The following is an 18,594-nucleotide window of genomic DNA, read 5'->3' on the forward strand; positions in this document are numbered from 1 at the left end:
GTTCACCACAAATTCTTAAAAAATATAGTGAGATTTTAATCATAACCCACGTTTTGTACTGTTGCCAGTGTCAACCATCTATCTAATGTTTCCATTCCTTATTTAAATTCAGTTCTTTAAATAAGACTCCCCTACCAAAATTTGGGTTTCTTGCTTATGGGGTTTACCGCGTTCCATTTCCAGGTTTCCCTTTATTCGTCTCTGTGGCACTTTAAATACTACACCCTAGTTTCCCTTAGGTTTCATATGCCGTCAACTTTCGTTGCCTAAACTTATTTTTTCGTTTAGCATAATCACTACAATCATCACAGATTGTGCAAGCGTGGAGTTTCCTCTATATTATTTTGCAAATATAGCGATTGACTTTTAAAATCTCATATATATTTTATCATTATTTAATAATTATTAGTTTTAAAGTTTTTTGTTTAAAATTGTTAAAATTTCATTAACTTTTGTTTCAACATCTACTAGAGTTTTAACTGTATGCGAATTTGAAAGTCGATTACTAAAAGCACTAATTGTGCTCTCATTTTCATCGATTGATCTTTTTAGATTCTCTATTTTTCTATTAAGATCCTCAATTTCTCTTTCACAAGCTTTAATAGTGTTTGATAAGTCTAATCGATCTTGTTCAGCTTCATTGATTTGTTCAGCTAATTCATTTAGAAATTCATCAACTTCTGACATTTCATAACCATTATTTGTTCTTTGAAAATCCATTTCTTTAATTTCTCTAATATTATATTTTTTATTCATAACTTACCTCTTAGAATAATAATATCATTTTTCTCTAAAACCTTTTAGGAGGTAATATGAATAAAATAAAAAATAAGGGAGCTTTTTTAGAGGAAATAATTAGTATAACGATCAGTAAATATACTGATCAAAAAATTGCAATCATCAGTAAAATTCCAACAAATATTAATTTTGCAAACATTGAAAATAATGTGATCAAAAAAGCTTATTTTGCACTAAATACAAATTGTGACTATATTGGCTTGTGAAATGGACGTTATTTAGAATTTGAAGCTAAAGAAACTTATGAAAAAGTTTTTAAATATAGCCTTTTAAGATCAAATCAAATCAAAAAACTTAATGATGTTGATCAAATGGGTGGAATAGCATTTATAATTGTTTATTTGGGTTACTATGATAGGTTCTTTTTAATAAAATGAAATATTTTAAATAATTATATAAGTTCAAATAAAAAATCAATCACTATTGATTGATTTGAATTATATGCTCATGAATTATTTATAAATGAAAATTTAAAATTAGATTTTATTGAAAAACTTAATTTTCTAATCAGTTAAATTTAGAAATACCTTTACGTTCTTTTTGGATAGTATTTGCAATCGTTCTCTTTAAATCTTCATATGAAAAGATTTTATTAGTATCTAATATTGCATAAAGTTCTGTTTTACTTAATTTTGTTTTTAAAATTTTGTTTAAATCATTAATTTGGTCTTCAGATAAATCTTGACCAATTACTTTTTCAATAGTGGTTACTAATTTTTCATCTTCAAGAACTAAAAATTCTCGCTCACTTGCTGTTGCTAGAGATTTAAACACATTAGAGAAATCTATATTTTTAGAAGTTATTTTTACTAAATCTCTTTCAATTAAATCATTAATTTCAGACTCGATTTTTTCAACAGAAAAATTCATTAATTCTGATAATTGAATTGGGGTAATAAATTTAGTTTTATGATCATCATTCAATAACATTAACATCATTAAAATCATAACTTGATTTTCATTTAAGCCAATTTTTTTATAATTTAACATTAAAATTTTCTTTTTGGAAACAACTCCCATATTGATTAAGTTAATTAACATTTTATTACCTCTTCTTCTATAAAGATTTTACCAAATAAAAAAAGAACTATTAAGTTCTTTTTTTATTATTAGTTTAATGCTTCTTTTAATTGTTTAGCAGGTTTAAATTTAGCACTTTTTGAAGCTTTGATTTGAATTTTTTCTTTTGTTAAAGGATTGATTCCATCTCTAGCAGCTCTTTCACTAATTGCGAATTTACCAAATCCAGCGATTGATACTTCGTGTCCATTTTGTAATTCAGCAGCAATTTTTTCGAATACTGAACTTACGATTCTTTCTGCTTCTGCTTTAGAAACATTTTCGTCATTTAAAATTGCTTCGATTAATTCTTTTTTTGTCATTTTAATTTCATTCCTTTTGTGTTTATTTAAACCAATTTAACGCCTTTTAAGACATTGTTTAATAAAGTTATTGGTCTAATATCATTATATAGTATTTCATACATATTACTAAATAATGGCGCATTTATTTCAAATTTTTCACATATTTTATATGCTATTTCAGCAGATTTTACGCCTTCAACAGTTAACTTAAATACTTCCATTGCTTTTTTAGCACTTCCTTGTTTTGCAATCTCTCTTCCTAGTCTAAAATTTCTACTTTGTTGAGATGAAGCTGTAAGTATTAAATCTCCTAAACCAGCAAAATTTAAAAATGTATTAACACTAGCCCCATAAACTTTCGAGATATTAATCATTTCATTTAAACCAGCAGTAATCAATGATGCTTGAGCATTATCTCCTGCACCAAATTCATAAAAAATTCCAGCAGCAATGGCGATTGTATTTTTTAAAGCAGCTCCAATTTCACTACCAGCTAAATCATTTGAAGGATAAACACTAAAATATTCATTATTAAATAATCCACAATAAGTGTTTGCTACTTCTAAATCATCTCCAACCAACATTAAAGCTGTTGGTTTTCTTTCCAATACTTCAATAGCAATTGATGGGCCATACAGACCTAAAAAGGCTTTCATAATTCCTGAATCTTTTAATTCTGAAACTATGTGTTTAGAAAGTAAGTCTAAATTACTTTCATCAAGTCCTTTTGTAGTATTAATAAAAACCATTTCATTTTTAGCATATTTTTTGATATCTTCAATAACACTTTTGATTGCAAATGAAGGAACACCAATGATTAATACTTCAGTGTTTTCTAAAGCTGCAGGCATATCTGAAGTTGCCTTAATTTTATTATTGATTAATATATCATTGAAGAAAATAGTATTTTTATGTTTGATATTAATATCGTTAACTTGATTTTTATCAACTCCATACATAACAACATCATGATTATTATCAGCTAATACATTAGCTAAAGCTGTTCCATAAGCACCAGTTCCAATAATTGTAATCTTCATATTATTTTCTCTCCCTAAAAATTAAAGTGATAGGTACACCTTCAAAACCAAATTGTAATCTTATTTGATTTTCTAAAAAACGTTTATATGAGAAGTGTACATAACTCGGATCATTAACAAACATTACAAAAGTTGGTAAATATGCTTGAACTTGTGATCCATAATAAATTTTTAATCTACCACCATTATGATTTGGAGCAGGATTAATCAATTGTGCTCTATTTAAAACTTCGTTGAAAACAGAAGTTTTAATTTTTCTATCCAAAGCTTCTTTGATATTATCTACTGCTGTAAATATTTTGTTTATTCTAGTTTTATCATGAGCAGATATAAAGATTATTTGTGCATATTGTAAATATTTAAAATAAGCTCTGATTTCTTCTTCTTTTTTCAAAATTTGCTTTTCTTTATCTTTAACTAAATCTCATTTATTTCCGATGATGATAATTGGTTTATTTTCTTCGAATGCCAAACCTCCGATATTAGTATCTTGATCAGTAATTGGGATAGAAGCATCAATCATCAAAATAACAACATCAGCACTATTAATAGTAGTTAACGAACGTAAGTAACTATATTTTTCAACATTTTGAAATATCTTACCTTTACGTCTGATTCCAGCAGTATCAATAATTGTATATTTTTTACCATTAACTTTTAGATTTGAATCTACTGCATCAAGAGTTGTTCCAGCAATATCAGAAACAATCATTCTATCTTCACCAATTAGTGAATTAACTAACGATGATTTACCAACGTTTGGTTTACCAATAATTGCTAATCTAGTAACATCTTTATCAACTTGATCCTCAACACTTGGCATTTTATGAATAATATCATCTAGTAAATCTCCAACACCAATTCCGTGAGTTGATGAAACCATAATTGGTTCACCTAGACCTAAAGCCATGTATTCGAAAGAATCTGTATCTAAACCCTTTCTATCGTATTTATTAACAACTAAAATAACTGGTTTTTTAGTTTTATAAAGCATCTTAGCAATCACTTTATCTTCATCTATCAAACCATCTTGATGATTTAAAACAAAAACAATTACGTCAGCCTCTTCCATTGCGATTTCGGCTTGCATTTTGATTTCTTTTGCAAATGGTTGGTCTTCTAAAGTAATACCACCTGTATCAACAACTAAAAATTGTCTTGTTAATCATTCAGCATTACCATATATTCTATCTCTAGTAACACCAGGGATGTCTTCAACTATTGATTTTTTCTCACGAATAATACGGTTAAACAATGATGATTTACCAACATTAGGTCTCCCAACGATAGCGACTACTCCTTTTCTTGCCATATTATTCACCTTCCATTTCTTTAACTTTTTTAACAACCATATTAACAACTTCATCAATAGAGAGATTTGAGTTATCAATGTATCAAGCATCTTCAACAATTTTTAATGGACCAACACTTCTGTTTTTATCAGAATTATCTCTATTAATAATAGATTGCTTAATTTGTTCATACTCCTGATCAATGATGTCTAATTCTTGATTTTGTTTATATCTACGATTTGCTCTAACTTCAACTGATGAATCTAAAAATATTTTTAGATCTGCATTAGGTAAAACAACAGAAGTGATATCTCTACCAATTTCAATAAATCCACCACCATTAACAATTTCTCTTTGTTTATGAACCATCATTTCTCTTACCTCATTAATCGGAGTAATGAAATTGATATACTTAACAATGTCGTTTTCTGATAATCTTTTTGTAACTTCTTGACCATTTAAATAAACTAAACCTTTTTTAGTTTGATAATCAAATTTTTTAATAAGCTTAATGATTTGATTTTGATCATTAAAATCAATTTTTTCTAATAAACATAAAAGTGTAAAAGCACGATACATTAAACCAGTATCAATAAATTCATAATTTAATTTTTCTGCTACCTTTTTAAAAGTTTCTGATTTACCAGAACCAGAAGTCCCATCTACTGCTATAACTATTTTTTTCATGCCTTCTCCTTTCTGTTTTAAATAAATATTGGTACTAATATAGATGCCAACATAACAATTACTGATATTGATAAGATGATTCAAAATCAACCTTTTTTCAATTTAATAGTCGATGCTGTTTTACTAATTTCATTACTTTTTAATGTATTTCTGTTTTGAATATTAATAATATTTGCGATATCTATTTCTTTATTTTCTAACAAAATATTTTCAGAATTTTTTTGAATTCCATAATTGTCTTTAGCAATATGATTCTTAGCAATAAATTCTGAATTATATTCTTGAATTTTATTAATAGATTCTTCAATATTTTTAATAATTTTTAATAATCTTTCATCTTTAACTTCGGTACTGATTTTTTCAGTTTTTTCAACAGATGATAAATTTTTAATTTCATGTAAGTCTTTTAACATGTGATCAAGATTTCTAATATCTTGGTCCTTAACTAATTTCCAATTTTTCTCTTTGATAAAATATAATTTTGTACTTGTCATTTCGTTAATAACTTCATTAATTACATCATCAAAATATTCAGAATCAATATTCCTTAATTTGATGATTACATTTTTATATGAATTGTGAATTTTCTGCAATTCCTCAATTTTAGAGTTATTAAATTCATTTGAGTTCTCATTAGATACATTTGGTATATTGTTACTCATCGAATCACCTCTTAAATCTATAATATTTTATAACAAAACTACCATAAATACTTATTTTAAATAAAAAACACTCCTAAGAGTGTATTTAACGATATCTATGATTAATTGGTCTCATTCTACCTTCAATGGCTATAAAAATTGCAAAAGCGATTGCATATCTTAAAACATTTCAACCAAATAAAGCAAAAACTAAAGCAACGCTAATTTTTTCGCCTTCTCCAAAACCAAGCCCACCACTTTCTGAATGGAAGGTTTCTACTAGTGAATGTTCGTGTCCATGATCATGACCTGGTGCTCATCCAGATCCTGGAGAAACCAATGATTGAATATATAAAGCAAATACAAACATTATTGTTGATACAACAGCAACTAGTGGAACTATGATTGCAGATGGAACCATTCTTTTAAAATTATATATTTTTTTATTTTCATCTTTATGTACTGGTGAGTTTTTAAAAAGTAAATAGAATACAAAAAATACAATTCAAACAATTAATATATTTTGAAAAACATCTGTTATCGGTTGAATTCAACCATGTTCCATTCCATGAATTAAGTTATGTAAAATTGGTTGAAGTCCTGCTAAAATTGTTCCAAAAAGAGGACCAAGTGTAGCGATAGATAACATCATAATTGACGTGTCTAAAAATCTAGTTTGAATAAAAACTTGATCTCCAACAGGAATCTTGATTGATTCTAATAAAATATCTAATGCACTTACAGCAACGGCTAATGCTAAAAATATTGCAGTTAAAACAATCTTGAAAGTTAAATTTCTTTTAGAAAATCTAAAGTGCGTTTGAATTTTGAAATCTTCTTCGTTGTAATCATCATGATTTCCAAATTTATCAAAATGATGAATCCCATGATAATGGTCAATTTTTTTATGTTCTTCTTGTTCAAGCATTTTTCCAGTTAATCTATCTTTTTCTATTTCTTTTTTAAGATCTTCTAAATGCTGTTTTGAATCCTTAAAATTATTTTCCATAAGACCTCCTATTTATAAAAATTATAAACTATTGCTTTTAAAAAATAAATACTTATTTATAATTTTTATAAATAAATGATTTAAAAATTTTGTGATTATCTAAGTGTTTTTTATTATAAAATATTAAGAGAACGAAAGAGGTATTAATTATGTCAAAAAATAACGTAATTCCTATGGTTGTTGAAATTCCAAAAGGATCATCAAATAAATATGAAGTTGATGCACAATCAGGAAGAATCAAATTAGATAGAGTATTATTTGGAGCTAACTTTTATCCAGGTGAATATGGAATGGTTGAAAATACTTTAGATTGAGATGGGGATCCATTAGATGTAATCTCATTGTGTACATATCCAACTTTACCAGGTGTTGAAGTTAATATTAGAATTTTAGGTTCAATAAAAATGGTTGATGCAGGAGAAATAGATACAAAACTATTTGGTGTATTTAATGATGATCCTAGATTTAACGCTTATCAAACTTTAAATGATGTTCCTCAACATTTACGTGATGAAATTGAAAACTTCTTCTTACAATATAAAGCACTACAAAAAAAATCTGTTGTTATTAATGGATGAGGTACTTTAGAAGAAGCTATTGAAGAATTACACGAATGTAAAAAACGCTTTGAAGAATATAAAGATCGTTTAGCTGTTGATGGTGGTCGTGAAGAAATCATGGCTGAATGAAAATCTAAAGGATTAGGTCAAGCTTAATAAAAAAAGATATCTGAGATATCTTTTTTTTGACTAAATTAATGTAAATGGACCTGTTCATTTAAAACCGTGTGGTCAAAAATTCGAACCTTTAATAACTAAAATAAAAGGAACTTTAATATCGTTGGCATATGTTCTTGCAGCTCCATAATCTCTATAAAAATCTGGTAAGCTATTTTTAATTAAACCTGCAGTTTCTCTTGTATATTCTTGTTCGATTATTTCTTTTAATCTATAACAAAAATAATAATTTATTAACTGCATCATCATAAATACCATTACTAAATAGTTTTGGATTGGGTTTATTCATAATCAATAAATAAACTTACCAAAATCGCTGGCGTGTTGTTCAGAATTTATGTCTATGAAATTTGAAATTCCATAAAATAATACTAAACCAGATAAAGCAAATGCTGTAATTGTTAAACCTAACAATAAATATGGAACAAAACCACAAAATATTCTGTAACTAATTACTTTAGAATCTTTAGAATTCTGTTTAGCACATATTCAAATTCTCGAAACTAGATAATCAATCTCATAACCGACTGATTCGTGAATTCGTTTAGAAATCACGATTTTCTTTTGTCGTTTTTTCATGTTTTTGAATATTTTAATATTATGATCTGTTTCAGTATAATCAATTTCATAACCTTTTAAGTTATACATCGCTTTAAATTCTTCAAGCAATAAATAAATTGATTTAGAATCAATTACATCATTATAGGTACTTATTTTAGGAACTTGTAAAATATGATAATTTCTTGTGGAAATAACATACATCATAAGTATTGCCAAAATTATAATAAAATCTACTGAAAAAAGTGCTATGTTCAAATAAAATTTTCCGTCCATTAATGCCTCCCGTTATCTTAATTATAAATAAAAAAACACCTAAGTGTTTTAAATTATAAATCAGCGTTATGATAAACGTTTTGAACATCTTCTAATTCATCAAGTTTATCTAATAAAATTTGTAATTGTTCTTTAATTTCTTGATCTTCTATTTTAATATAATCATCAGTTGGAATTAATTTTGTTTCTGCTAAAAGATATTCTTCAATACCCATTGAATCTAATGCATTCTTAACTGCATTAAATGCTTTAAATGGAGCATACACAATAATCGCCCCATCTTCTTCAATAACATCATTAACATCAGCATCAGCCATCATTAGTGATTCTAAAGTTTCATCGATTGTTTTGTTTTCAAAAGCAAATACAGCAGCGTCTTCAAACATAAAAGCAACTTTTCCTTCTGGGTTACCTTTATTTTTGTTAAATACTTCCCTAATATTCGCTGCTGCTCTATTAACATTACTTGTTAATGCATCAACAATAATAGCAACATTTCCAGGACCCATTCCTTCATAACGATTCGCAGTGAAAGTTTCTGAGTCTCCACCCGATGCTTTTTTGATTGCTCTTTGAATAACATCACTTGGAACTTGATTTGTTTTAGCTTTATCAATCAAACTTCTTAATGCTAAATTTGAATTAGGATCTGCTCCTCCAGCTTTTGCTGCCATATAAATTTCTTTTGATGCTCTACCATAAATTGCTGATTTTTTAGCAGCTGTTTTAGCCATTGATGCTGCTCTAACTTCGTGTGCTCTTCCCATAAATGAACCTTTCAATTTTAATACTTATTAATTATAAATAAAAAAAACCTTATTAAAAAGGTTTTCTCTATTTTTTTAAACTTGGATCAATTTCGTAAATTTTGTCCATGATTTGTTTCATTTTAAGATCCATATCATCAGTTTCTGCATCAACAACAAAGAATGGGAAGTTATAAGCATTTTCAGCATAGAAATCTTCATAATTTTTATTTAATAAATCTCAATAGTCTTTACCAACTTCTAATTCTGATGGTCTTCCTCTTAAACCAATTCTTTCCATTGATTTATCAGTTGATACTCTTAAGTAAATAACAACATCGAATTTAACTCTTTCATCAGGAATTTTTAAATTCTCTAAGACAACATTTTCATAAAAATCTTGGTAAGTTTTATAGTCAGTTTCATTAACATTTCCTAATTGATAGTTAACTTTCATGAAAATAGGATCTTCTAAAATTGTTCTATCAAAAATAATGTTTTTTAATTGTTGTGCTTGTTTTAATTGTTTAGATCTAGCAGCCAACATATAAATTTGCATTTTAAATACTGTTGCTTTTAGATCCTTATAATAATCCTCAAAATATGGATTTTCTTCGACAGGTTCTGGAAATATTTCATGTCCAAGTTGTTTACTTATCTCTTCTGAAATAGATGATTTACCCGCTCCTACTGTTCCAAAAATTGCTATTCTCATAATTGTATCTCCCTATTAATATATATTATAAATTATAAATCACCCTTACGTTTATTTTGATTGTAAATACCATAGAATTGTTTTACTTCATGGGGCTTAAGTTCTCTATATTCTCCAACTTCTAAATTATCATCATCTAAAAATTCGATTTTAGTACGTTTCAATTTAACTAGATCAATGTCGGCTGCTGCTAACATTTTTTTAACATGGTGGTTTTTTCCTTCAGCGATTGTTAACTCTACTATTGAAATATTTTTTTCATTATTAACGTTACATAATTTTGCATCAATTGCTTTTGTAAAATAGTCTTCATCGATTGTTACACCATTTATTAATTTTTTTACTTGGCGCTTATCAACAATTCCTCTACACATTGCTTGATATGTTTTAAAAAACTCGTATCTTGGATGCATAATGAAATTTGCTAAGTCACCGTCATTTGTCATTAACAGCAAACCAGAAACATCGTAATCCAATCTTCCAACTGGATAAACTCTCGCTGGTACGTCTGTGAAAAATTCAGCAACTGTTTTACGTCCTTTTGGATCATCCATTGTTGTTAATACTAATCTTGGTTTATTAAACAAGAAATAGTATTTTCTATCATCAGCAATCACTTCTTTACCATCAATTAAAATTAATGCATCAGTCGATGTTTTAAAACCCATTTCTGTGACTACTTGACCATCTACTGAAACTCTTCCTTGTTCAATTAATTTTTCAGCTGCTCTACGTGATACAGCCCCTCTATTTGCTATAATTTTCTGTAATCTCTCGATTGTCATTTTATTCTTCTCCGAAATCTACTTCACTAATATCGTTTTTACGACGTTCATCAAAGATGTCACCACCAGTGTTTTGATCTAATTTTTCTAATTTTTCAATATTATCATCTATCATTGATTGTAATTCATCTTCATCAATTGTAGGTAACACCTCTTTACCTCCAACTAAATTAAATAACTTAAAGAAATTATCTGTAATTGAATATAGATTCGATCTTCCAATTGAATCATCTTTGCCTGAAACTCTAATCAAATTTCTTTCTTTTAATTTATAAACTGCATAAGATGAATCAGTACCTCTAATTGCATCGATTGCTGATTTACTGATTGGTCCTTTGTAAGCAACGATTGATAAAACTTCTACTGAAGAATTTGAAAGTTTTCTTTGATCTTGTGTAAATTCTAATTTAGCAAAATATTCATGGAATTCAGATTTAGTTTGTAATCTAAACTTTGTTTTTGCAAAAGTTTGAATTGAGTAAACTGATTCTGGATCGTTTGCATATTTTTGATCTAATTCATCAATCATAGTTTTAATATCATTTGGTTTAATTTCTTCTAAAACTGTTTGAATGTCCAATAAAGAAATACCATCATCACCATTTAAAAACAATAAACCTTCAATAATTGCTTTAGTTTTTTCTCTATTCATAACCTTCTACCTCTATTTTTTCTATTAAGCTCGGATCACTTATTACATTTTCAGTGAATTGGATTTCCAACGTATCATTAATTTGACTTACTTTTAATATTTGGTGTCTTACTAAATCTAATATTGCCAAGAAAGATGAAATTAAATTTTTAATTGAAATTTGTTCATCTTCAAGAACTTCTTCTAAAGTTCAAGTATCAGACATTTTTGTTTTCATTTTATCAACAATAATTGTAGCGATTTCTTTTGGAGAAATTGCTGTTGTTGTAATTGTATTATAATCATCAAAATCATCAAATATTTCTTGATCTGAAGATCTAATTTCAGAATTTATCATTACTTTTTTAAATATTTCTGAAAATGTATCCATATCAATATCTAATGGATCAACTAAAAGTTCATCATTTTCTTTAGCTATCTTAATACCAAACTTAGTATTACTTTTAGGTTTTGAAAATGATTTATAGAAATCTTCTTGTCTTGATGAAAAATATTCTGTAACGCTTTTGATTTGCTCATATTGTGTTAGTTGATTTAAGAAATCATCATAAGAATATTCATCTTCGATCTCTTCTTCATCTTTTGGAAGTAATAATCTCGATTTCATTTCTATCAAAGTTCCAGCCATAACTAAGTATTCACTGGCAATATCATAATCTAGAGACTGTTGTAAATTAATATAATTTAGGTACTGATTTGCTAAATCTAGCAAATTTATCTCCATAATATCAATTTTCTTATCTCTAACCATTGTAACTAACAGATCCAAGGGCCCTGTAAATTCACCAATGTAAACTTCCTCTCAACGTCTCAAAACAATTACCTCTTTTACTATTTTCTTTAATTTAATTTTAACTTATTATTCGCTTTTTAATTCCTTTGTTGAATAATTTTTTTAATTTGATCATCTGATTGAAAATCTGTGAAAATTTCTAAAATTACTCTACAAATTAATATGTAAACTAATTTAATTTCATTTGAATAATTAATTTCGAAATCAGGATTCGTAAAAGAATGTTCCATATTATTTCTTAATTTTCTAACATAGTGAAATGCTGATGATTTTTTAAAATTAAGTAAAAAATCTTCCATTCTAGCTTCTGCACTTTTATTGAATAAAAATGGTTTTGATAATTTACCGAAATCATCTGTAAAACGATAAGCACTTTCTTCTTTAACTTTTATTAGGTTAAATTTTTCTACAATAAAATGATTAATAAATGTAAATTTATCAAAAATTGCAAATAATCCTTTAAACATTTGATTTTGTTTGTGATACTCAATGTTATTCATTGAAAACTTAGAATCAACTGCATCATACAGTTTTTCTTTTGATGACTGATTTATATAGAAGTTTAAAATAGACTTAATTTCTGAATAAATATAAAGATTATTAATATTTTCTTTAACTAATAAAATAGTCATTAATGCTTTTAAAGTATTCAAAAACGAATCTACTTGTTCGTTTGTGTAAACTTTAAAATTTCTATCAATATTGAATTCAATATTTTTATTAGACTCTTTTAATCTGTTATTTAAATTATAAATAATAGATTTGTCTACTAAAATTTTGTCATCAATAATGTTTTTTAAATGTTCAACGATTTTAAAAATTGTTTCTTCATCATTATTTTCATTCTTAACTATTTTAAAAATTTTAATAATTTGATTAATCAATGAATCCATAGTAGACCTTTCTAAAAATTATAAAAGAATAAAGTTTAAAACTTTATTCTATAACTAATCTTGTTTTTATTTTAGCTTTGATCAAGGCTTTTCTTAATCCCACTAATTTAGCATCTATTTCTTTTAAATTTACATATTCTGCAATCATTGTTTTGTAATTAAACAATCAAATTATTAAAGCTGCAGAACAAAATACAATAGCAATAGCAAAAATAATTGATATAACATCATTTAAAGAATTTGAAAATTCTAATAAATCTTCATTATTTAAATTGAAAATATCTTCTTTTGAATTTGCTAATCCAAAAATACCAGTTTTGGCTCCAATAGAAATATTTATAAATAAACCCGGCAATGATTGTCCTAATAATACCGCTGATGCAACAATACCAGTTATTGGAATACCTTTTGTTCTATAATTTCACATTATTGCAATACCAAATAATATGTAAAATATTTGAGAAAAAATCAAACCTAAAAACAAACTAGATACTAAGAAAACGGTAGTATTTTTTGTAAAAGTTAAAATTAATATAATTACAAGTAGTGACATTAATGAAATGGTTACCGAGTTTTTCAAACCAATTCTTCTTGTAAAAAATTTATATACTATATATCCAAAAATCATATTACTTATTGAAAATAAATCACTATTTTGTCTAATTAAACTATTCGCTTGGTCTAAACTTCCATTTTGTTCTGCTATATTTGAAGCTATATAAAGATTAATTAAAGAATTTTGAACAAAACCAAAAACTGTACCAAATAAAATAGAGAAAATGACTAAATAAATAAGAACCTTAGAACTATATTTTATTAAATTATCTTTAAAGGCGGTTTCAAAACCAGAAACAAGTTCCTTATTTTCTATGTTTAAAAAACTTAGAGCAGTTGCAATTGCACCAATTATAAAAGAAATTATAACCAATACATAATATTGATTTTGACCATTTAATGATGGTGTGTTTATAATGTCTGTTATATTAAAAAGATAACCACCAATAAACATACCAATATTGATAATAACCCCCATTTTAAATGAAGATTCAATTGGAAATATTTTATGATAAAACTGCTCATTAAGCATTAAGAAATAAAGAGACTGTGAAGCTAATGAAATTGCTAAAAATAGTGAGACTAATATAATTAATGGAATTCAAGACATTGAATCTTTAATCAAAAGTGATAGTGCCATCCCGATTAAAGTTGTCCCAATAGCAGCTCACATTCATATTCTTCTAGACATAAATTTTCCAGTTAAAAATGTCGCTACAGGTTTTAAAATTATAGTAAATAGTGCTGTGGAACCAAATAATATTAAAGGAACAACAGCATAAGTTGGAAATCCACTAACAATATTTAATTGATTTAAATTTTGTTTTACAAAAATACCATTAATAACTCAAATTAATAATACTTCTGAAAAGAATATTAAACTTTTTTTAGTTCCGTTTTCTTTTTTTCATATAAGGAAAATACCCATCAAAGCAAGAATTATAATTATTGGATCTAATATATATAAGTCTCAATTCAACATGTTTTCCCCTTCTAATTACATTTTTTCTAATGGTTGAATTCCAATAATATTAAATGCATTTGTTAATACTTGTAAAACTGATTCAACTAAAGCAAGTCTTGCTGAAGTTAATTTTTGATTATCTAAATCAATAACCTTTGTATCTGCATAATAAGAATGGAATTGTTTTGAAATAATTTGAATGTAATCACAAATCATTTGTGGCGCTCTATTTTTAGCAGCAATTTTAATCACTTCTCCAAAATTATCTAAAGTAATTAAAATTTCATGTTCTTTTTTAGAGTCCAATAAATTAGTTAATTCATAACTTGATTTAACTTGTTTTTCTTTAGCTTGTTTTAAAACTGAATTACATCTAGCTGTTGCATATTGTGCATAATAAACAGGGTTTGATGCATTTTTTTGTTGAATTAAGTCTAAATCAAGATCCATGTGTGAACTTGATGTTTTAGCTGCAAGCATATATCTAAGAGCATCTTTACCAACCATCTCTTGAATGTCAACCAATCAAACAGCAGTTCCTTTTCTTTTAGACATCTTATATTCTTGACCATCTTTAATCAAACGAACCATTTGAACCATTTCAATTTCTAAAATATTTGGGTCATGACCCAATAAAGCAAGACCGGCTCTCATTCTTGGAATATATCCATGGTGATCACCACCTCAAACGTTAATTAACTTATCAGCTTTTGTTCTTTCAATTCTAATATTGTGTGTCGCTAAGTCAGGAACGATGTAAGTATATGATCCATCAGATTTAACTAAAACTCTGTCTTTATCATCACCAAAATCAGTTGTTCTCAATCAAAGTGCGCCATCTTTTTCATAAGTTGCGCCAAGTTTTCTATATAATTCTAAAGTTCTTTCAATCTCTTTTTTGTCATACATTTCTTGTTCACTTGAATATAATTCAATTTCAACACCAAAATCTTTTAATTGTTTTTTAATTTCATCTAAAAAATAGTTAACTGATTCTATTCTAAAAATTTGATGTACTTCTTCATCACTTATATGAGTATCTGTAAAAGTTAAATCTTTAAATTTATCACCATATTTTTCAACAAACACATCAGCAAGATCAGCATACATAGTTCCTGCATAAGTATTTTGAGGCATTGTTGCTTCAATATTTAATTTTCATAAATAGTTAACAAAAACAGTTACTGCTAAAATATTAATTTGATTACCAGCGTCATTTGTATAATACTCAGTTTGAGTTTCATAACCACATGCATCAAAAACTTTTTCTAAAGTAGAACCAATTACGGCATTTCTAGCATGACCAACATGTAAGAAACCAGTTGGGTTAGCAGAAACTAATTCAATGTTCATGATTTCTTTTTTCTTTTCTTGGTTTCCATATTTAATTGACTCATCTTTAATGTTTTTTAAAACATTAAATAAAAATAAAGAATCTAATTTAACATTTAAAAAACCAGGACTAGCAATTTCCACTTCTTTGTAATATTCTTTTTTCAGTAATATCGATTTAATTTCTTCAGCCAATTCTCTTGGGTTTTTACCAAGTTGTTTAGCATACATCAAAGCAATAGTTGTTGAAAAATCATGTTCTATCCCTTGTTTATTAATTTCAATTACAGGTTCAACACTAATTTTATAAGTTTTGAAGATTTCTTTAATATCAGTTTTGAAAATATCTATCATTTTGTTCATATTTTCTCCTTTAGTTTGTGTTAATTCATATATTTGATTTTAATATAAAAAGCATTGTTAACCAATGCTTTTTTTATTTATTAGACAATTTATTTTTATTAGATTCTTTTATTCACACTTTTATATTCAGTGAAATAAAACCACCTACAAGTGAAATTGGAAGAATTGTTATTAAGAAAATGTTACAAATGTAATCTATGATCATAATAGCATTATCTAATAAATTAATATTAAAATTTAAACCTCCGGTTGGACTTTGTAAAAATGTTCCTGTTACACCGGCTTCACCAAGAATAGCTTGGTTTAATAATTTGATCAAAATAAAAGCAATTATTGTAAATAAAGCTAAAGAGAAAAATATAGCCGCAGCTTTGTCAGCTTTTCTTTGACCGTTATAGAAGTTTGATAAGTATTTTACTTTTTTTGCTTCTTCATCGTTTTTTGGATTTATAGAAAAAGAATCATTTAAATCGTTGTAAAAGTTTGAATTAGTTTCTTGCATCATCACTGTGATGTTTTTGTTAGGATATTCTACTTCAACAAATGACTCGTGTGATAAAGAACATTCTGGACATTTAGCAACTGATTCTAAATATGCATCATATTGATTTATTTCATCATAAACATCATCCAAAAAGTTATCAACCGGATTAATATTACCAACTCCAATTTTAAAAGTCGTTGGTAAACCTGATGTTTTTTCAGATTTCAATTTTGAAGGTTTGATACTTGATGAATTTTTTAATGCTAAAGTTTTTTTAATTCTTTTTTTGTAATTTATTTTTTGAAGTTTGTTTTTTTGAAGTGCAGAAACTGGTCTTACGCCTTCATACTCTTCAGCATTTAAATATCCATTTTTGTTAACATTTAAGTCAACTGTTTTATTTGGATTCATAAGTCCTCCTTTTATATTGTCATTAATTCTTTTTCTTTAGCTTTTGCTAGGTCATCTAATTCTTTAATAAATTTATCTGTTAGAAGTTGAATTTCTTTTTCCATACCTTTTATAATATCTTCTGAAATATCTTTACTTTTTTTAGCAGCATCAATTCCATCACGACGTGAGTTACGAACTCTTACTTTAAATGTTTCTAATTCCTTAGACATTTTTTTAACTAAATCTTTTCTAATTTCTTCTGTTAAAGCAGGAATGTTAATTCTAACTAATTCTGCATCAGAAATTGGATTTAATCCTAAATCAGCTTTGTTAATAGCATTAACAATTTCGCTAATTATTGATCTATCATATGGTTTGATAACGATTTGTTGAGGTTCAGGTGTACTGATTTGTGATGTTTGATTAATTGGTGTCATAGTGTCATAGTAATTAACCATAACTCTATCTAACATGTTCGCATTCGCTCTACCTGTTCTGATTTTTGACATATAGTCTTTTCAAGCTGAAACAGTATTTTGCATTTCCATTTCAACTGTTAATAAAATTTCGTCCATCATATTTTTATTCTCTTTTCCTATTCAATAATTGTTGATTCTAATTCTCCATGCATAACTTTGATAATGTTATTATCACCTTGCATATCAAATACTTCAATTTTTAAGTTTGCATCTTGAGCTAATGTTGCAGCTGTTAAATCCATAACTCTTAATTTTTTTTGTGAAATTTCTTCGTGTGTTAAATGAGTAAATAATTTAGCATCATCAAACTGGTTAGGATCTTTATCATATACTCCAGCTACTCCATTTTTAGCCATTAAGATAACATCAGCATCAATTTCGATTGCTCTAATTGTTGCATTTGTATCAGTTGTGAAGTAAGCGTATCCTGTACCACCTGTAAAGATAGTAATATATCCTTGATCCATTTTGATTCTTGCTTTTTTAAAGTTATAAGGTTCAGTTACTGTTTTAATTTCTAATGAAGAATAAACTTCAACTTTATCATATCCCAAAGTTTTAATAGTTGATTCTAATGCTAGACCATTCATAATTGTTGCTAACATTCCCATGTAATCTGCATTAATTTGTGGCATATTGATGTTTTGACCTAAATTACCACGTCAGATATTTCCACCACCAATTACAATACCTAATTTAGCACCTTCTTTAGCTAATTCAATGATTTGCTTGGCTACATTTTCTAGAGAATTCTTATCATAAATATCTCCATCACCCTTTAAAGCTTCACCACTTAACTTTAATAAAGCTGTTTTATATTTTAAACTCATTTTGCACCTCTTCTTTTAATAATAATTATACTTACTAAAACCATCAAAATCTATATAATCTATTTTTAAATAAAAAATATCTAAATCATATATTTTTGATAATTTAATTAGGTGGTTGAATTCTACTTGATTACAAACAATATATAAATTAATAAAAATAAAATTCCACATTATATGATGTGGAATTTTAATATCTTTATACAAATCT

The 18,594-nt window shown here is 26.7% G+C and carries 22 protein-coding genes and 1 other RNA gene; 2 read left to right on the forward strand and 21 right to left on the reverse strand.

Going from position 1 to position 18,594, the window contains the following annotated elements; translation table 4 throughout:
• Window positions 1-37: 37 nt before the first annotated feature.
• An RNA gene (rnpB, locus tag T347_RS03850) (RNase P RNA component class B) lies at window positions 38-371 on the reverse strand.
• A 40-nt stretch (window positions 372-411) separates the two neighbouring features.
• Window positions 412-756, reverse strand: coding sequence for a DivIVA domain-containing protein (locus T347_RS0102595; RefSeq protein WP_031542994.1), 345 nt, complete (start codon window positions 754-756; stop codon window positions 412-414).
• A 56-nt stretch (window positions 757-812) separates the two neighbouring features.
• Between T347_RS0102595 and T347_RS0102600 the strand changes: the two genes are divergently transcribed.
• Window positions 813-1,313: a Holliday junction resolvase RecU gene (locus T347_RS0102600; protein ID WP_031542996.1), complete on the forward strand. Its 501-nt coding sequence runs from the start codon at window positions 813-815 to the stop codon at window positions 1,311-1,313.
• On the opposite strand, the gene T347_RS0102605 is transcribed toward T347_RS0102600, so the two are convergent.
• From T347_RS0102605 to T347_RS0102635, 7 genes are all read right to left on the reverse strand, one after another.
• Window positions 1,294-1,839 (reverse strand): DnaD family protein, encoded by a 546-nt coding sequence (locus T347_RS0102605; protein ID WP_031542998.1) that lies wholly within the window; start codon window positions 1,837-1,839, stop codon window positions 1,294-1,296. The genes T347_RS0102600 and T347_RS0102605 overlap by 20 nt on opposite strands.
• Before the next feature lie 68 nt (window positions 1,840-1,907).
• A complete protein-coding gene (locus T347_RS0102610) occupies window positions 1,908-2,180 on the reverse strand; it encodes an HU family DNA-binding protein (protein ID WP_031543000.1) in 273 nt (90 codons plus the stop codon).
• A 26-nt stretch (window positions 2,181-2,206) separates the two neighbouring features.
• Complete coding sequence (locus T347_RS0102615) at window positions 2,207-3,202, reverse strand: NAD(P)H-dependent glycerol-3-phosphate dehydrogenase (protein ID WP_031543002.1); 996 nt, start codon at window positions 3,200-3,202, stop codon at window positions 2,207-2,209.
• Window position 3,203: 1 nt separating this feature from the next.
• Window positions 3,204-4,514: a ribosome biogenesis GTPase Der gene (der, locus tag T347_RS0102620; RefSeq protein WP_031543004.1), complete on the reverse strand. Its 1,311-nt coding sequence runs from the start codon at window positions 4,512-4,514 to the stop codon at window positions 3,204-3,206.
• A gap of 1 nt (window position 4,515) precedes the next feature.
• A complete protein-coding gene (cmk, locus tag T347_RS0102625) occupies window positions 4,516-5,181 on the reverse strand; it encodes a (d)CMP kinase (protein ID WP_031543006.1) in 666 nt (221 codons plus the stop codon).
• 17 nt (window positions 5,182-5,198) lie between these two features.
• Window positions 5,199-5,843: a hypothetical protein gene (locus T347_RS0102630; protein WP_031543009.1), complete on the reverse strand. Its 645-nt coding sequence runs from the start codon at window positions 5,841-5,843 to the stop codon at window positions 5,199-5,201.
• Between the two features lie 85 nt (window positions 5,844-5,928).
• Window positions 5,929-6,831 (reverse strand): ECF transporter S component, encoded by a 903-nt coding sequence (locus T347_RS0102635; RefSeq protein ID WP_031543011.1) that lies wholly within the window; start codon window positions 6,829-6,831, stop codon window positions 5,929-5,931.
• A 149-nt stretch (window positions 6,832-6,980) separates the two neighbouring features.
• Between T347_RS0102635 and T347_RS0102640 the strand changes: the two genes are divergently transcribed.
• Window positions 6,981-7,547, forward strand: a complete 567-nt coding sequence (locus T347_RS0102640; RefSeq protein ID WP_031543013.1) for an inorganic diphosphatase — start codon at window positions 6,981-6,983, stop codon at window positions 7,545-7,547.
• 33 nt (window positions 7,548-7,580) lie between these two features.
• Here T347_RS0102640 and T347_RS0102645 read toward each other — a convergent pair whose 3' ends face one another.
• The 12 genes from T347_RS0102645 to pyrH form a co-directional block, all read right to left on the reverse strand.
• Complete coding sequence (locus tag T347_RS0102645; RefSeq protein ID WP_031543015.1) at window positions 7,581-8,402, reverse strand: hypothetical protein; 822 nt, start codon at window positions 8,400-8,402, stop codon at window positions 7,581-7,583.
• Between the two features lie 53 nt (window positions 8,403-8,455).
• A complete protein-coding gene (locus T347_RS0102650; RefSeq protein WP_031543017.1) occupies window positions 8,456-9,169 on the reverse strand; it encodes a YebC/PmpR family DNA-binding transcriptional regulator in 714 nt (237 codons plus the stop codon).
• Window positions 9,170-9,236: 67 nt separating this feature from the next.
• Window positions 9,237-9,863 (reverse strand): deoxynucleoside kinase, encoded by a 627-nt coding sequence (locus T347_RS0102655; RefSeq protein WP_031543019.1) that lies wholly within the window; start codon window positions 9,861-9,863, stop codon window positions 9,237-9,239.
• Window positions 9,864-9,895: 32 nt separating this feature from the next.
• Entirely contained in the window at window positions 9,896-10,648 is a 753-nt protein-coding gene (locus T347_RS0102660) for a pseudouridine synthase (protein WP_036228452.1), read from the reverse strand.
• Between the two features lies 1 nt (window position 10,649).
• Window positions 10,650-11,300: an SMC-Scp complex subunit ScpB gene (gene scpB / locus T347_RS0102665; protein WP_031543023.1), complete on the reverse strand. Its 651-nt coding sequence runs from the start codon at window positions 11,298-11,300 to the stop codon at window positions 10,650-10,652.
• Window positions 11,293-12,114 (reverse strand): segregation and condensation protein A, encoded by an 822-nt coding sequence (locus tag T347_RS0102670; RefSeq protein ID WP_031543025.1) that lies wholly within the window; start codon window positions 12,112-12,114, stop codon window positions 11,293-11,295. The genes scpB and T347_RS0102670 overlap by 8 nt, the downstream gene beginning before the upstream one ends.
• Before the next feature lie 56 nt (window positions 12,115-12,170).
• Window positions 12,171-12,986, reverse strand: a complete 816-nt coding sequence (locus T347_RS0102675) for a hypothetical protein (RefSeq protein WP_031543027.1) — start codon at window positions 12,984-12,986, stop codon at window positions 12,171-12,173.
• Window positions 12,987-13,029: 43 nt separating this feature from the next.
• The gene (locus T347_RS0102680; protein ID WP_031543029.1) at window positions 13,030-14,523 is read right to left on the reverse strand and encodes an MFS cation transporter; all 1,494 of its coding nucleotides are present in this window, start codon (window positions 14,521-14,523) and stop codon (window positions 13,030-13,032) included.
• A gap of 15 nt (window positions 14,524-14,538) precedes the next feature.
• Complete coding sequence (argS, locus tag T347_RS0102685) at window positions 14,539-16,200, reverse strand: arginine--tRNA ligase (RefSeq protein ID WP_031543031.1); 1,662 nt, start codon at window positions 16,198-16,200, stop codon at window positions 14,539-14,541.
• A 73-nt stretch (window positions 16,201-16,273) separates the two neighbouring features.
• Window positions 16,274-17,095: a hypothetical protein gene (locus T347_RS0102690; protein WP_031543033.1), complete on the reverse strand. Its 822-nt coding sequence runs from the start codon at window positions 17,093-17,095 to the stop codon at window positions 16,274-16,276.
• 11 nt (window positions 17,096-17,106) lie between these two features.
• Window positions 17,107-17,655 (reverse strand): ribosome recycling factor, encoded by a 549-nt coding sequence (gene frr, locus T347_RS0102695; RefSeq protein WP_031543035.1) that lies wholly within the window; start codon window positions 17,653-17,655, stop codon window positions 17,107-17,109.
• A gap of 17 nt (window positions 17,656-17,672) precedes the next feature.
• Window positions 17,673-18,386: a UMP kinase gene (gene pyrH / locus T347_RS0102700; protein WP_031543037.1), complete on the reverse strand. Its 714-nt coding sequence runs from the start codon at window positions 18,384-18,386 to the stop codon at window positions 17,673-17,675.
• Window positions 18,387-18,594 lie beyond the last annotated feature (208 nt).

It is taken from the genome of Mesoplasma photuris ATCC 49581 (assembly GCF_000702725.1).
Lineage (GTDB): Bacteria > Bacillota_I > Bacilli_A > Mycoplasmatales > Mycoplasmataceae > Tullyiplasma > Tullyiplasma photuris.